We start from the raw sequence: 16,017 nt of genomic DNA on the forward strand, positions 1-16,017 counted from the left end.
GCATTTCGTGCTAACAATGCTCATCGCCGGACTTCACAGGGAGCTTTGTCATGTCAGCCAGGCATCCAGTTATTGCCGTTACCGGTTCCAGCGGAGCCGGAACCACCACCACCAGCCTTGCCTTCCGGAAAATTTTCCAGCAGCTGGATCTGCATGCCGCAGAAGTGGAAGGCGACAGTTTCCATCGCTATACGCGTCCGGAGATGGACATGGCGATCCGCAAAGCGCGCGATCTGGGCCGTCACATCAGCTACTTCGGACCGGAGGCCAACGATTTTGGCCTGCTGGAGCAAACCTTCAAACAATACGGCCAATCCGGCCTCGGGCAGTCGCGCAAATATCTGCACACCTACGATGAAGCCGTGCCGTGGAACCAGGTGCCTGGCACCTTTACGCCGTGGCAGCCGTTGCCGGAAAACACCGATGTGCTGTTTTATGAGGGACTGCACGGCGGCGTAGTCACGCAGCAGCACAATGTGGCCGAACACGTAGATTTGCTGGTCGGCGTGGTGCCGATCGTCAACCTTGAGTGGATTCAGAAGTTGATTCGCGACACCAGCGAACGCGGCCATTCACGCGAAGCGGTGATGGATTCGGTGGTGCGTTCGATGGAGGATTACATCAACTTCATCACGCCACAGTTCTCGCGCACCCATATCAACTTCCAGCGCGTGCCCACCGTCGATACCTCGAATCCGTTTGCCGCGCGTGAAATTCCGTCACTGGATGAAAGCTTCGTGGTGATCCATTTTCGCGGGCTGGAAGGCATTGCCTTTCCCTACCTGCTGGCAATGATTCAGAATTCCTTTATCTCGCATATGAACACCCTGGTGGTGCCGGGCGGCAAAATGGGGCTGGCGATGGAGTTGATTATGACACCGCTGGTGCAGCGACTGATTGAAGGTAAACGGATTGAATAACCTGTCATTTCCGTAGCGGCGCGATTTATCGCGCGATCCCGTGCATGCTGCGCGAAAAAAACCGCGCGATAAATCGCATGATCCCGTACATGCTGCACGAAAAAACCCGCGCGATTAATCGCATGATCCCGTACATGCTGCACGAAAAAACCCGCGCGATTAATCGCGCCGCTACGTTCGTGCTATGCCTCAACTACCTCATAGCTGTGGGTGATGTCGACGGCTTCGCCGAGCATGATCGCCACCGAACAATATTTTTCTGCCGAAAGATCCACTGCACGCGCCACCGCTTTATCGCCCAAATCCTTGCCGCTGACAATAAAATGCAGATTGATGTGTGTAAAAATCCGTGGCGCTTCTTCACGACGCTCAGAGGTGAGTTTCACCTCGCAATCGGTCACTTCATTGCGCCCTTTTTGCAGGATAGACACCACGTCAATTGCGCTGCAACCACCCGCCGCCATCAGCACCATCTCCATCGGACTCGGCGCTTTATCACCCGAGTTCCCATCCATTAATACCTGATGACCCGATGAGGATTCTCCGAGAAAGGTAAGCCCTTCCACCCATTTGACTCGTGCCTGCATTATTCTTTCTCCTGAATCGGCTGATTTGCCGCCAGAGTACGCTTTCACCTGAGAAACAGCAATCCAGACTAATCGCCCTTTTGCTGAAGCGAGACAACAGAAGACAGCTAGCAAAAGCTGTGCTACAAACAGAGCTGAAAATATTTTCGTCGTAATAGACGAAGGCGGGAAGAATCAGAAGCCTGGCTTAAGAGTCCACCCGAATAATTTCCTTTACTGGAAGCGCTCTACGATTTCACCGCCTGACAGGGAAAATTGCCCCCTGTGTTTTGGGCACGATTACAACAGAGGATAATAGCGAATGGTTCTCGGCAAACCGCAAACAGACCCTACACTCGAATGGTTCCTGTCCCATTGCCATATTCACAAATATCCATCCAAAAGCACCCTGATTCACCAGGGTGAAAAAGCGGAAACGCTCTACTACATCGTGAAAGGTGCCGTTGCGGTACTGATTAAAGATGAAGAAGGCAAAGAGATGATCCTCTCCTACCTCAATCAGGGGGATTTCATCGGCGAGCTTGGCCTGTTCGAAGAAGGTCAGGAACGCAGTGCCTGGGTACGAGCAAAAACTGCCTGCGAAGTGGCTGAAATTTCCTACAAAAAATTCCGTCAGCTGATTCAGGTAAACCCGGATATTTTAATGCGTCTTTCGGCGCAGATGGCACGTCGCCTGCAGGTGACATCAGAAAAAGTCGGCAACCTTGCCTTCCTTGATGTGACCGGTCGCATTGCGCAGACGCTGCTCAATCTGGCCAAACAGCCTGATGCCATGACCCACCCGGACGGGATGCAGATCAAAATCACCCGTCAGGAAATTGGTCAGATCGTCGGCTGCTCACGCGAGACAGTTGGCCGTATTCTGAAAATGCTGGAAGATCAAAACCTGATCTCCGCACATGGTAAAACCATCGTCGTTTACGGCACCCGCTAATTCCTTCTCACCCACGGCGTGATGGTCACATCGCGCCGTTTTTGTCTGCGATGAGCTGATGTGGCGCCGAATCATCTATCATCCCGAAGTTAATTACGCCCTGCGGCAAACGCTGGTGCTTTGCCTGCCCGTGGCTCTCGGCTGGCTGTTTGGCGACCTGCAAAAAGGTTTGCTGTTCTCGCTGGTTCCCGCCTGCTGCAATATTGCGGGGCTGGATACACCACATAAACGTTTCTTTAAACGCCTGATTGTCGGCGGATCCCTGTTTGCCACCGGCAGCTTTCTGATTCAGTGGCTGACGGATTACCATGTTCCTTTACCGCTGATTATGCTGGCTCTGCCGCTGCTGGTGGGCGTCACTGGCGAAATCAGTCCGTTGCATGGCCGCTTGCTGCCCGGCACCCTTATCGCCGCCATCTTCACGCTAAGCCTCGCAGGACGCATGCCGATATGGGTACCGCCGCTGCTGTATATCGGCGGCACGCTGTGGTACGGGCTGTTTAACTGGTTCTGGTTCTGGCTGTGGAAAGAACAGCCGATGCGTGAAACCCTCAGCCTGCTGTATCGCGAGCTGGCGGATTATTGCGATGCCAAATATACCCTGCTGACGCAGTTGACCGATCCGGAAAAGGCGCTGCCTCCGCTGCTGGCTCGCCAGCAAAAAGCGGTCGACCTGATCACCACCTGTTATCAGCAAATGCATATGCTGTCTGCCAGCCGCAACAACAGCCATAAACGCCTGACGCGCGCCTTCCAGGTGGCACTTGATCTCCAGGAACATATCTCGGTCAGCCTGCACCAGCCCGAAGAAGTGCAAAAGCTGGTGGAGCAGAGCCACGCTGAAGCGGTGATCCGCTGGAACGCGAAAACCATCTCGGCGCGGCTGCGGCTGCTGGCTGATGCCATCCTGTATCACCAGTTACCTGAGCGCTTTCATATGGAGAAGCAGCTCGGGGCGCTGGAAAAGATTGCGCGCCAGCACCCGGATAATCCGGTCGGTAATTTTTGCCTGTACCACTTCAGCCGGATTGCCCGCGTCTTGCGTACGCAGAAACCCCTTTATACCCGTGACCTGATGGCCGACCGCCAGCGGCGTTTACCGTTTTTTCCGGCGCTGCGCAGTTATCTGTCGCTAAAGTCCCCGGCGTTGCGCACCGCAGCACGGTTTGCCGTGATGCTGATGTTTGGCAGCGCGCTGGCCTTATTCTTCAACATCCCCAAGCCCTACTGGATTCTGATGACCACCATGTTCGTCAGCCAGAACGGCTACAGCGCCACCCGCGTGCGTATCCAGCACCGTGCGCTTGGCACTTTCACCGGGCTATTGATCGCCGCTGCTTCGCTGCGTTTGGCCGTACCGGAATCCATCACACTGCTGTTTATGCTGGCGATCACCCTCGCCAGCTATCTGGTGACGCGTAAATATTACGGCTGGTCGATGATTGGTTTTACGGTAACGGCGGTGTATTCGCTCCAGCTACTGTCACTGAATGGCGCGCAGTTTCTGCTGCCGCGTATGATGGATACGCTGATGGGCTGTCTGATCGCCTTTGGCGGCATGATTTGGCTGTGGCCACAGTGGCAGAGCGGCTTGCTACGTAAAAACGCGCACGATGCGCTGGAGGCTGACCAGGAAGCGTTGCAGCTGCTGCTCGGGCCGGAACAGTCGCCAGAGAAGCTGGCGTACCAGCGCGTTAAGGTCAATCAGGCGCACAACGCCATGTTTAACTCACTGAATCAGGCAATGACCGAACCCGGTTTTAACTCGCAGTATCTGAAAGATATGCGGTTATGGGTGACGCACAGCCAGTTTATTGTCGAACACATCAACGCCATGACGATTCTGGCGCGCGAGCACACCATGCTGACGCCAAAGCTCGCCGAGAAGTATCTGCAATCCTGCGAAATCGCCTTGCAGCGTTGTCAGCAGCGGCTGGAATATGACGGGCCGGGCAACGACAGCAACGTGCTGGAAGCGCCGGAAAATATTAATGAGGGAGCGGTCACCATTCTTGAACAGCATGTGAAGCGGATTCTGCAACACCTTAACGTGATGCATACCATCTCTTCACTGGCGTGGAGCCAGCGACCGCATCATGGTCGCTGGCTGATGGGCTTGCGGGTGAAAAACTGAGTTACGCCGCCAGCACCTTCTCTACCGCCACGGCAAACCGCGCCATCCCTTCTTCGATATCGGTCGGCTCAATCACCAGCGACGGGACAAAACGGATCACATCGGTACCGGCTGTCAGGATCATCAAACCTTCCGCCGCTGCCGCATGCAGGATATCGCGTGCTTTGCTGGCGTGTTGCGGCTTCAACGCTGCGCCAATCAGCAGCCCTTTGCCACGGATGTCACTGAACAGATCAAACTTGCTATCCAGCGCTTTCAGCGCCGTCACGAACTGCTGACGACGAGCTTCGACACCATCCAGCACTTCAGGCGTGTTGATGATATCCAGCGCCGTTTCGGCAATCGCACAGGCCAGCGGGTTGCCGCCATAAGTGGTGCCATGCACGCCCGGTGCCATCACCGAGGCGATTTCATTGGTGGTCAGCATAGCGCTCACCGGGAAACCACCGCCCAGCGCTTTCGCCGTGGTGATGATGTCCGGGGTGATGCCGTAGTGTTCGTAAGCAAACAGTTTGCCACTGCGCCCCATGCCGCTCTGCACTTCGTCCAGCACCAGCAGCGCCTTGTATTCATCGCATAAGGCACGCAGACCCTGCATAAATTCCGGCGTAGCAGGCATCACGCCGCCTTCGCCCTGAATCGGCTCGACTACGATGGCGCAGGTGTGATCATCAATGACCGCTTTCACCGCCGCCAGATCGTTGTAAGGCACGTGCACGATATCCGCCGGTTTCGGGCCAAAACCATCGGAGTATTTTGGCTGGCCGCCGACCGAGACGGTAAACAACGTGCGCCCGTGAAACGCATTGTGGAAGGCGATGATTTTGCTTTTGAACGGGCTGTGTTTTTTGCAGGCGTAATAGCGCGCCAGTTTGAACGCGGCTTCGTTAGCTTCCGCACCGGAGTTGCCAAAGAACACGCGATCGGCAAAGGTGGCCGCAATCAGTTTGCTTGCCAGGCGCAGCGCCGGTTCATTGGTGAACACGTTGCTGGTGTGCCACAGGGTTTCGCCCTGGGTTTTCAGCGTTTCCACCAGCGCCGGATGGCAATGGCCGAGCGCAGTCACCGCGATACCGCCAGAAAAATCGATATACTCTTTGCCCTGCTGATCCCAGACTCGGCTACCCTTGCCTTTAACCGGCACAAATTGCGCAGGTGCATAAACAGGCAAAATTACGTTATCGAACGTTTCCCGGGTTACCGCTAGTTTTTCTGCTGCCATTGCCGACCTCATCGGGTTATTTGTTGAGTTGACGTGAAAATATAATCACAAAATATGCATAAAAAATCACACAAAGGCAAACACAACTTAAGGCCGCAGGAAATTTTCCAGCAGCTGATGTCCCTGTTCACTGAGAATGCTTTCCGGGTGGAACTGTACCCCTTCCAGCGGCAACGTTTTATGACGGAACCCCATTATTTCATCAGGCTCCCCCTCGCGCAGGCTCCAGGCCGTGACCTCAAACGCGTCGGGCAGAGAATCCCGCGCCACAATCAGCGAATGGTAACGGGTCACGGTGAGGGGATTGTTCAGCCCGCGAAACACGCCACTATCGTTATGGCGAATTGCCGACGTTTTGCCATGCATCACCTGACGCGCACGCACCACCTGAGCACCATAAGCCTGAGCAATCGCCTGATGACCGAGGCACACGCCGAGGATCGGCAGACGACCGGCAAAATGGCGGATGGCCGCCAGCGAGATACCGGACTGGTCCGGCGTACAGGGGCCGGGTGAAATCACCAGATGGCTCAGGGGAAGCGCATCCATCTCGTCCAGGGTGATGGCATCATTGCGCACCACCCTGACGTCAGCGCCCAGTTGGCAGAAGTACTGGTAGAGATTCCAGGTGAAGGAGTCGTAATTATCAATTAGCAGCAGCATAGCGCCCTCAGGCCGGTAAAACCGCCGCCATTCTACGCATTTTAACGGGCGGGACTTACCACTTTCGCAAATTGCGCGCTGAGCGCGGTTAAATCGCCCTCGATGGCGTCACGAATCGCCGTACGCCAGTTATCACGGTCCAGCTTATCCCACGTCAGCAGATAACCAGCATGTAACGCCAGCTGCTCGAAGAAGATACGCTGGGTACGGCCATTACCGGCCCGGAACGGGTGCAGCACGTAGATCTCACAGTAGTAATGCGTCAGGCGCGCGACAAATTCATCCTGCGCCAGATGGGCCAGCCCCTCTTCCTCCGCCAACGCGCTCATCAGGCTGTTGCCTTCTTTCTCAATGTAGGCGCAGTGGCAATAGGGGGTGTCATCGCGCCAGATATCGACCGTGCGCAACTCACCGGCCCAGCTGTAGAGATCCTGAAACAGCGTGCGATGAATATGGCATAGCCACGGCATACCGCTGTTACGCGGAGCCAGCTCCAGCGTGGCGAGCCGCGCGGCACTGAACGCCAGCTCAGCTTTGCGTAGCTGTGCGCTATCGTGAATATCCAGACGGTTTTTCAGCACATTATCGTTGTGCCACAGATAAGGGTCGCGTACCGCCAGAGAATTATCCGCCATATTGCCTCCTTAACGAGGTCAGCCGGGCTGAAGCCTGTTCAGGTGTGATTACCGGTTCGTTCAGCGTATAACCCGCCAGACGGCAGCTGGCCTGGTAGCTGGCAGCGCGACGTTGTTGCCACAGGGTGGCTTTCTGTTTATCGGTCAGTTTGCTGGTCATAGAGCCTCCGGCAAGCAATTTGCCCTAAGTATAAGCAGCAAATATTCGCTTTGCCGGAGAGCGGCAGAGCGCGCCATCACGAAATGGCGCGCCGATAAATCAGGGCAGGACTTTCGCAGAGAGGATAACGATCGGTTTTGACGGCACATTCTGGTACGGACCCACATCTTTGGTCGGCACCTGAGCCATCTTATCGGCCACATCCATTCCTTTCACAACTTTACCAAATACCGCGTAACCGAAATCACGCTGACCGTGATCGAGGAAGGCATTGTCGGCGACGTTAATAAAGAACTGGCTGGTCGCGCTGTCTTTTTCTGCGGTGCGCGCCATCGCGATGGTGCCACGCAGGTTACGCAGGCCGTTGTCGGCTTCGTTTTTAATCGGTGCGTTGGTTTGCTTCTGCTGCATATCGGTGGTGAAGCCACCGCCCTGCACCATAAAGCCAGGGATCACACGATGGAAAATCGTGTTGTTGTAGAAGCCGTTATTGACGTAATCAACAAAGTTTTTCACCGAAACCGGGGCTTTCTGTGCATTCAATTCGAGTTCGATATTGCCCGCAGAGGTGGTGAGCAGAACATGGGGATCGCCTTTCGCCGCCAGGGCGGAAGCGGAAATAGATGAGAGCGCTAACAGGGCTACGGCCGCTGTCAAAGTACGTTTAAACATGAAAGATTCCTTACCATGGAGAGCCAGCTCAAAAACGAGATTGATTGTAAAGAGCATGTAATACAAGAGCCAGCGTTTTACTTATATTTACGCGGCGACGGTAAATGGCCCCAATCCCGCGCCACGCAATCATTTGCGTGACCTGAATCACACTATTAATGAAATCTGATAACCATATTTCACTCTTTGTTTATTAAGGTCACAGTTGCATTTACAATTCATGACACTTTTTGCCAACTTCGGTGCTCAAAACAGGTTCCCAACATGACAAACCGTAATCGCATTGGCCTTACCTGGATTAGCTTTTTCTCATATGCGCTGACTGGCGCATTGGTGATTGTGACCGGGATGGTGCTGGACAATATCGCGCAATATTTCCAGTTACCCATCTCAGAAATGAGCAACACCTTCACCTTCCTCAATACCGGCATTCTGGTGGCCGTCTTTCTGAACGCCTGGCTGATGGTGATTGTGCCGTTAAAACGTCAGCTGATATTTGGTTTTGTGCTGATGGTGCTGGCGGTATTTGGTCTGATGACCAGCCACAACCTGTCCGTGTTCTCGCTGTGCATGTTTGTGCTCGGCGTGGTGAGCGGCATTACCATGTCGATCGGCACCTTCCTGATTACCCATCTGTATGATGGCCGTCAGCGCGGTTCACGTCTGCTGTTTACTGACTCTTTCTTCAGTATGGCCGGTACGCTGTTCCCCATCATCGCAGGCATCCTGCTGGCGCGTTCGCTGCCGTGGTACTGGGTCTATGCCTGCATCGGTGTGCTTTACATCGCCATCTTTGTGCTGGCGCTGTGCGTGGAGTTCCCGGTACTGAAAAACAACAGCGAAACTCAGGCGGCGGAGAAAGAGAAATGGGGTCTCGGTGTGCTGTTCCTGTCGATTGCCGCACTGTGCTACATCCTCGGTCAGCTCGGTTTCATTTCCTGGGTGCCGGAATACGCCACTAAAACCATGGGTATGGATATCGCCGCGGCGGGCCAGCTGGTCGGGAACTTCTGGACAGCCTATATGGTGGGCATGTGGGTATTCAGCTTCCTGCTGCGCTTCTTTGATCTGCAACGCATCCTGATGGTGCTGGCGGCCATTGCCACCGTGCTGATGTACTGGTTTGTCAGCACCAGCGACGCCAGCATGCTGCACTGGATCATCATGACGCTCGGCTTCAGTTCCAGCGCCATCTACACCACCATCATCACCCTCGGTTCGCTGCAAACCAAAGCGTCCTCACCGAAGCTGGTCAACTTTATCCTGACCTGCGGTACGGTCGGCACCATGCTGACTTTTGTCGTCACCGGCCCGATTGTGGCAAAAGGAGGCGCGCATGCCGCACTGGCAACGTCGAACGGCTTGTATGCCGTGGTGTTCGTGATGTGTGTGTTGCTCGGCTTTGTCACCAAACATCGCCAGCACGGTCATATCACCCACTAAGATTGATGGGCGGACGTCAGTCCGCCCTGCTCCTTAACGCCGGAAGGTAACTGCTTCCGCTTCAGGCAAATAAATTTCACTTCGCGCTGGCTCCGTCGCCGCCACCAGTTCCCCTTTACGCAACGAATAACGCACCGGCACCTGACGCCGCACCGCATCAAAGCCGCTATCTGCCGGCAGAATAATCAGGCTGGCATCATTACCCGGTGCGATACCGTAATGCGCCAGCTGCATCGTTTTGGCGCTATTAGTAGTAATCAGCTGCAATCCCGCGTCAATCTGTTCATACCCCATCAACTGACAAACGTGCAGCCCCATATGCAGCACCTGCAACATGTTGGCGGTGCCCAGTGGATACCAGGGATCAAACACGTCATCGTGACCGAAGCAGACATTGATATTGGCCTCCAGCATCTCCTTCACCCTGGTGATGCCGCGTCGTTTGGGATAGCTGTCAAAACGACCCTGCAAATGAATATTCACCAGCGGGTTGGCGACAAAGTTAATCTTCGACAGGCGCAGCAGGCGGAATAAACGCGAGGTGTAGGCGTTGTTATACGAATGCATCGCTGTGGTATGGCTGGCGGTCACGCGTTCACCCATGCCCTCACGATGGGCCAGTGCCGCCACGGTTTCCACAAAGCGCGACTGCTCATCATCAATTTCGTCGCAGTGCACATCCACCAGCCGGTCATAACGATTCGCCAGCGCAAAGGCTTTATGTAACGACTCGACGCCATACTCACGGGTAAATTCGTAATGGGGGATCGCGCCCACCGCATCGGCACCGAGGCGCAGCGCCTCTTCCAGCAAAGCTTCTCCGTTGGGATATGACAGGATGCCTTCCTGCGGAAAGGCGACAATCTGGATATCAATCCACGGCGCCATCTCTGACTTCACTTCCAGCATGGCTTTCAGCGCAGTGAGCGTGGGGTCAGAGACATCCACATGGGTACGGACATGCTGGATACCGTTGGCGATTTGCCACTTCAGCGTCTGTTTCGCACGCTGTTTCACATCTTCATGGCTGAGCAACGCTTTACGCTCCGCCCAGCGTTCAATGCCTTCAAACAGCGTGCCGGACTGATTCCACGCCGGTTCCCCGGCGGTTTGCGTAGTATCAAGATGGATATGCGGTTCAATAAAGGGAGCGCTTGCCAGCCCACCTTCGGCATCCAGCACCCCTTCCTGCACGCTACAGGCTGCCGACTGGGGCACCACGCGGGTAATTTTCCCTGATCGATTTCGATTTGCCATAGCCCATCCTGCCCCGCTAAGCGCAGATTGTTGATCCACTTCAGTGATGTCGTCGCCATGCCATTCTCCCGTTGAAACACAACGTCTTAAGCTAGCACGAACCTGACGTTGCTACGAATGTGTTCATAATCAGTGACATACCTCAAAATAGGTATATGAAGGCGCATTTGACATGCATCAATAAGCTACTACACGCGCGCGTTAAGGTAGCCTCAGATATTTTAATTTTGAGGCAAGCATGAGCAAACATAACGTCGTCATCATTGGCAACGGCATGGTTGGCCACCGCTTTATTGAAGAACTGATCGACAAGGCCGAACCCGGCCAGTTTGCGATCACCGTTTTTTGTGAAGAGCCGCGGGTCGCTTACGACCGTGTCCACCTGTCCGCCTATTTTTCCCATCACACCGCAGAAGAACTTTCGCTGGTGCGCGAAGGTTACTATGAAAAACATCAGGTCAATCTGCTGTTGGGTGAACGCGCCATCACCATCAATCGTGATGAAAAGCTGATTCACTCCAATACCGGCCGGGCGGTGCATTACGACACGCTGATTTTCGCGACCGGCTCTTATCCGTGGATCCCACCGATTCAGGGTTCGGAAGGCAGCGACTGTTTTGTCTATCGCACCATTGAAGACCTTAACGCAATTGAAGCCTGTGCGCGTCGCAGCAAACGCGGTGCGGTGATTGGCGGCGGTCTGCTCGGGCTGGAAGCCGCAGGGGCGCTGAAAAATCTCGGTATTGAAACCCATGTGATCGAGTTCGCGCCGGTCCTGATGGCAGAGCAGCTCGATGCCCAGGGTGGCGTACAACTGCGCCGCAAGATTGAGCAGATGGGCGTGTACGTACATACGGCGAAAAACACCCGGCAAATCGTCCATCACAGCAAGGGGGGTAAAACCCTGCAATTCGCCGATGACAGCGCGCTGGATGTCGATTTTATTGTGTTCTCCACCGGTATTCGCCCACAGGACCAGTTGGCGAAGCAATGCGGCCTGCCGCTCGGCCCGCGCGGGGGCATCGCCATTGATGACCGCTGCCAAACCAGCGATCCGGCCATTTTCGCCATTGGCGAGTGTGCCGCCTGGCAGAACCGGACCTTTGGCCTGGTGGCTCCCGGTTACAAAATGGCGCAGGTCGCCAGCGATACCTTAGTCGGTCGCGATAACATCTTTGCCGGTGCGGATATGAGCGCCAAGCTAAAACTGCTGGGTGTGGATGTGGGCGGCATTGGTGATGCCCACGGGCGGACGCCTGGCGCACGTAGTTATGTCTGGCTCGATGAACAACGCTCCATTTACAAACGTCTGATCGTCAGTGAAGACAACAAAACGCTGCTCGGTGCGGTACTGGTGGGCGACACCAGCGACTACGGTAACCTGTTGCAGCTGGCGCTGAATAAAATCACCCTGCCGGAACACCCGGAGCTGCTGATCCTGCCCGCAGGCAGCGGCGAAAAACCGTCGATCGGCGTTGATGCGTTGCCGGAAAGCGCGCAAATCTGCTCCTGCTTCGATGTCAGCAAGGGCGATATCGTCAACGCTGTGAAGAATGGCTGCCATACCGTGGCGGCACTGAAAGCCGAAACCCGCGCAGGTACCGGCTGTGGCGGTTGTATTCCGCTGATCACGCAGGTGCTGAATGCGGAACTCAGCCGTCAGGGTATCGAGGTGAACAACCATCTGTGCGCCCACTTCCCATATTCGCGTCAGGAGTTGTATCACCTGATTCGGGTCGAAGAGATTAAATCGTTCGATGCCCTGCTGGCGAAATACGGCCAGGGTTATGGTTGCGAAGTGTGTAAACCGACTGTCGGTTCGCTGCTGGCCTCCTGCTGGAACGAACACATCCTGAAGCCTCAGCATACGCCGTTACAGGACAGCAACGATCTGTTCCTTGGCAATATCCAGAAAGATGGCACCTATTCGGTGATCCCGCGTTCTGCTGGCGGCGAAATTAGCCCGGAAGGGCTGATGACCATCGGCGCCGTCGCACGCCAGTATAATCTCTACACCAAAATCACCGGTTCGCAGCGTATCGGCCTGTTTGGCGCACAACGCGATGACCTGCCCGCCATCTGGTCACAGCTGATTGCCGCTGGCTTTGAAACCGGCCAGGCCTATGCCAAGGCACTGCGTATGGCGAAAACCTGCGTCGGCAGTACCTGGTGCCGCTACGGTGTCGGCGACAGCCTTGGTTTCGGCATCGAACTGGAAAACCGCTACAAAGGCATCCGTACCCCGCACAAGATGAAGTTTGGTGTCTCGGGTTGTACGCGTGAATGCGCCGAAGCCCAGGGCAAAGACGTGGGTGTGATCGCCACCGAAAAAGGCTGGAATCTGTATGTCTGCGGCAACGGCGGGATGAAACCACGCCATGCCGATCTGCTCGCTGCTGACCTCGATCACGAAACGCTGCTGCACTATCTCGACCGTTTTATGATGTTCTACATCCGCACCGGTGACCGCCTGCAACGGACCTCCGTCTGGCTGGAAAGTATGGAGGGCGGCATTGATTACCTGCGTAAGGTGATTGTGGATGACAAACTCGGTCTGAATAGCCAGCTGGAGCACGAACTGGCGCGCCTGCGCGATCTGGCAGAGTGCGAATGGGCGGCAACGGTTAACGATCCGCAACAGCAGAGCCACTTCGCCACCTTTATCAACAGCCCGCAGCGTGATCCGCTGGTACAGAATATTAACGTCCGCGATCAGCATCGCCCGGCGCGTCCCGCTGAGCGCATTGACGTCACCCTGATTGAGGAGACCAACGTATGAGCCAGTGGAATTCCGTCTGCGAACTGAACCAGATTTTGCCCGCCACCGGCGTATGCGCCCTGGTCAGGGGACAGCAAATTGCCATCTTCCGCCCCAGAGAGGATGAGCAGCTCTATGCCCTGAGCAATATCGACCCTTTCGCCGAGGCCAGCGTGCTGTCACGCGGCATCATTGCCGAACATCAGCAGGCATTATGGGTTGCCAGCCCACTGAAAAAGCAACGCTTCCGCCTGAGCGACGGTGTCTGCCTTGAAGATGCCTCACGTTCGGTGGCGAGTTATCCGGTGCGTGTCAGCAATGGCCATGTAGAAGTGTGCGCCTGACTGATGTTTAACTTTATGAGAAATTTTTATGTTTACTGATACCCTGGAAAAATGCGCGGCTAACGCGGCGCGAATAACGCGCACGGCACAACACAGCCCGCTGTCATTCTGGATCGGTGCGGCCATGGCAGGTGCCTATGTCGGGCTGGCGATTATCCTGATCTTCACTCTTGGTAATCTCGCCGATCCGGCTTATCGTCCGTTGATTATGGGTTCAACCTTCGGCATCGCGTTAACGCTGGTTATTATCGCCGGATCGGAGCTGTTCACCGGTCATACCATGATCCTTACCATCGGGGTCAAAGCCGGAACGATTCGCCCAGGTCAGATGTGGTGCGTGCTGCCGCAAACCTGGTTAGGCAACCTGATGGGTTCGGTGCTGGTCGCATTGATTTACTACTATGCGGCAGGAGCACTGCTGCCCAACGCAGGCTCCCTGATTCACAGCGTCGCCCTGGCCAAAACCAGCCAGACCGCGATGGCGCTGTTCTTTAAAGGGGCGCTGTGTAACTGGCTGGTTTGCCTGGCGATCTGGATGGCGCTGCGTACCGAAGGCACCGCGAAGTTCCTCGCCATCTGGTGGTGCCTGCTGGCGTTTATCGCTTCGGGCTTCGAACACTCGGTCGCCAATATGACGCTCTTTGCGCTGTCATGGTTTGGTCAGCATAATGCCGATCTGACTTTGCAAGGTATCGGCCATAATTTGCTGTGGGTGACGCTGGGCAACATGTTCTCTGGCATGGTGCTGATGGGCCTCGGTTACTGGTACGCCACACCGCAGGCACAACGGCCACAGCCGGAAACCCAGACCAGCGCACTTAAATCGGCATAACGCATATGACAGCCCGCCCCGCGCGGGCTTTTTTAGGATCAGCTATGGATTACTTTCCCCTGTTTTGTCGCCTTCACAGTAAGCGTTGTTTGCTGGTGGGCGGTGGTGATGTTGCGGAGCGTAAAGCACGCCTGCTACTGGACGCTGGTGCTGACCTGCATGTCGGCGCACTGGATTTCTCCCCTGCTTTTCAGCAATGGGCACAACAAGGGAAAGTGGTGCTACTGAATGGAGCCTTCACTGAAGCCTGGCTGGATGACTGCTGGCTGGTGATTGCCGCCACCGATGATGATGCGGTGAATCAGCAGGTGGGCGCAGCCGCAGAAGCTCGCCGGATTTTTTGTAACCTGGTGGATGCACCGGAGCAGGCCAGCGCCATCATGCCTTCGATTGTCGACCGCTCACCGCTGATGATTGCCGTCTCTTCTGGTGGCCGCGCACCGGTGCTGGCACGTCTGCTGCGCGAAAAACTTGAAGCCATGCTGCCCCAGCATCTCGGGCAACTGGCTACCCTGGCGGGTTCACTGCGTAAGCGGGTGAAAAAGCGTTTTAACAGCATGGCGCAGCGCCGTCATTTCTGGGAGCGCTTCTTCGCCAGCGACCGGCTGGCACAAACGCTTGCCAATGGTGATCAACCCCGCGCGGATGCCCTGGTCGATACCTTGTTCGATGCCCCGCTGTCGCAGCAAGGGGAAGTGGTGCTGGTGGGTGCCGGACCAGGGGATGCAGGTTTGCTGACGCTGAAGGGTTTACAGCATATCCAGCAGGCTGATGTGGTGGTGTATGACCGCCTGGTGTCAGAGCCGATTCTCAATCTGGTCCGCCGGGATGCGGAGCGTATCTTCGTGGGTAAACACGCCGGACACCACTGCGTTCCGCAATCAGAGATTAATCAATTGCTGCTGGAGCAGGCACAGCGAGGCAAACGTGTGGTGCGACTCAAAGGTGGCGATCCCTTCATTTTTGGTCGCGGAGGTGAGGAGCTGGAAGTGCTGGCGCAGCATAATATTCCTTTCAGCGTGGTGCCTGGCATCACAGCCGCATCCGGTTGTGCCGCCTATAGCGGTATTCCGCTAACCCACCGCGATCACGCCCAGAGCGTGCGTTTTGTCACTGGCCATTTGCAACAGCATGGCGAAATTGAGTGGCAAAAGCTGGCGGCGGAACAGCAGACGCTGGTGTTTTATATGGGCCTGACGCAGGCACCGGAGATTCAGCGGCAGCTGATGTTGCATGGCATGGAGGCTGATATGCCAGTCGCGCTGGTGCAAAACGGCACCACGCCACAACAATGCGTGGCAACGGGTCGGCTTGGCGAGCTGGCGACGCTGGCTCAACAGTTTGCCAGCCCGGCGCTGATTATTGTGGGACGCGTGGTCGGTCTGCGTTCGCAGTTGCGCTGGTTCTGATAACAAAACGGCGGGCCATGATGGCCCGCCGCTCTTGGTTTACCTGT

At 55.7% G+C, this 16,017-nt stretch carries 14 protein-coding genes and 1 pseudogene; 8 read left to right on the plus strand and 7 right to left on the minus strand.

The features are described from left to right. Positions 1-50: 50 nt before the first annotated feature. Positions 51-920 carry a phosphoribulokinase gene (locus HA50_RS19105; protein WP_084877397.1) on the plus strand — a complete coding sequence of 290 codons (870 nt, stop codon included), beginning with the start codon at positions 51-53 and terminating at the stop codon, positions 918-920. A 182-nt stretch (positions 921-1,102) separates the two neighbouring features. On the opposite strand, the gene HA50_RS19110 is transcribed toward HA50_RS19105, so the two are convergent. Continuing rightward, on the minus strand, positions 1,103-1,507 hold the full coding sequence (locus HA50_RS19110) for an OsmC family protein (protein ID WP_084877400.1): 405 nt from the start codon (positions 1,505-1,507) through the stop codon (positions 1,103-1,105). Between the two features lie 301 nt (positions 1,508-1,808). On the opposite strand from HA50_RS19110, the gene crp reads away from it, so the two are divergent. Next, positions 1,809-2,441, plus strand: a complete 633-nt coding sequence (gene crp / locus HA50_RS19115; RefSeq protein ID WP_013510795.1) for a cAMP-activated global transcriptional regulator CRP — start codon at positions 1,809-1,811, stop codon at positions 2,439-2,441. Between the two features lie 58 nt (positions 2,442-2,499). Then, positions 2,500-4,575 carry a YccS/YhfK family putative transporter gene (locus HA50_RS19120; RefSeq protein ID WP_084877405.1) on the plus strand — a complete coding sequence of 692 codons (2,076 nt, stop codon included), beginning with the start codon at positions 2,500-2,502 and terminating at the stop codon, positions 4,573-4,575. Between the two features lies 1 nt (position 4,576). On the opposite strand, the gene argD is transcribed toward HA50_RS19120, so the two are convergent. From argD to ppiA, 5 genes are all read right to left on the minus strand, one after another. After that, entirely contained in the window at positions 4,577-5,797 is a 1,221-nt protein-coding gene (gene argD / locus HA50_RS19125; RefSeq protein ID WP_084877408.1) for a bifunctional acetylornithine/succinyldiaminopimelate transaminase, read from the minus strand. An 87-nt stretch (positions 5,798-5,884) separates the two neighbouring features. After that, a complete protein-coding gene (locus tag HA50_RS19130) occupies positions 5,885-6,460 on the minus strand; it encodes an aminodeoxychorismate synthase component II (protein ID WP_084877411.1) in 576 nt (191 codons plus the stop codon). A 41-nt stretch (positions 6,461-6,501) separates the two neighbouring features. Next, positions 6,502-7,095, minus strand: coding sequence for a putative adenosine monophosphate-protein transferase Fic (locus HA50_RS19135; protein ID WP_084877414.1), 594 nt, complete (start codon positions 7,093-7,095; stop codon positions 6,502-6,504). Further along, the gene (locus tag HA50_RS19140) at positions 7,085-7,255 is read right to left on the minus strand and encodes a YhfG family protein (protein WP_084877417.1); all 171 of its coding nucleotides are present in this window, start codon (positions 7,253-7,255) and stop codon (positions 7,085-7,087) included. The genes HA50_RS19135 and HA50_RS19140 overlap by 11 nt, the downstream gene beginning before the upstream one ends. Before the next feature lie 99 nt (positions 7,256-7,354). Further along, positions 7,355-7,927, minus strand: coding sequence for a peptidylprolyl isomerase A (gene ppiA / locus HA50_RS19145; RefSeq protein ID WP_084877421.1), 573 nt, complete (start codon positions 7,925-7,927; stop codon positions 7,355-7,357). A gap of 264 nt (positions 7,928-8,191) precedes the next feature. Between ppiA and tsgA the strand changes: the two genes are divergently transcribed. Next, the gene (tsgA, locus tag HA50_RS19150; RefSeq protein WP_084877424.1) at positions 8,192-9,370 is read left to right on the plus strand and encodes an MFS transporter TsgA; all 1,179 of its coding nucleotides are present in this window, start codon (positions 8,192-8,194) and stop codon (positions 9,368-9,370) included. 33 nt (positions 9,371-9,403) lie between these two features. Here tsgA and HA50_RS19155 read toward each other — a convergent pair. Continuing rightward, a pseudogene (locus HA50_RS19155) lies at positions 9,404-10,686 on the minus strand (cytosine deaminase). Positions 10,687-10,865: 179 nt separating this feature from the next. Between HA50_RS19155 and nirB the strand changes: the two are divergent. From nirB to cysG, 4 genes are read left to right on the plus strand one after another with little or no spacing between them, the layout of a single operon-like run. After that, positions 10,866-13,406: a nitrite reductase large subunit NirB gene (gene nirB / locus HA50_RS19160; protein WP_084877426.1), complete on the plus strand. Its 2,541-nt coding sequence runs from the start codon at positions 10,866-10,868 to the stop codon at positions 13,404-13,406. Beyond that, a complete protein-coding gene (gene nirD, locus HA50_RS19165) occupies positions 13,403-13,729 on the plus strand; it encodes a nitrite reductase small subunit NirD (protein WP_084877429.1) in 327 nt (108 codons plus the stop codon). The genes nirB and nirD overlap by 4 nt, the downstream gene beginning before the upstream one ends. A gap of 28 nt (positions 13,730-13,757) precedes the next feature. After that, entirely contained in the window at positions 13,758-14,561 is an 804-nt protein-coding gene (gene nirC / locus HA50_RS19170) for a nitrite transporter NirC (protein ID WP_084877432.1), read from the plus strand. A gap of 44 nt (positions 14,562-14,605) precedes the next feature. Then, positions 14,606-15,970 carry a siroheme synthase CysG gene (gene cysG, locus HA50_RS19175; RefSeq protein ID WP_084877436.1) on the plus strand — a complete coding sequence of 455 codons (1,365 nt, stop codon included), beginning with the start codon at positions 14,606-14,608 and terminating at the stop codon, positions 15,968-15,970. Positions 15,971-16,017 lie beyond the last annotated feature (47 nt).

The sequence above is a fragment of the Pantoea cypripedii genome (genome assembly GCF_002095535.1).
In the GTDB taxonomy this organism is placed as follows: domain Bacteria; phylum Pseudomonadota; class Gammaproteobacteria; order Enterobacterales; family Enterobacteriaceae; genus Pantoea; species Pantoea cypripedii.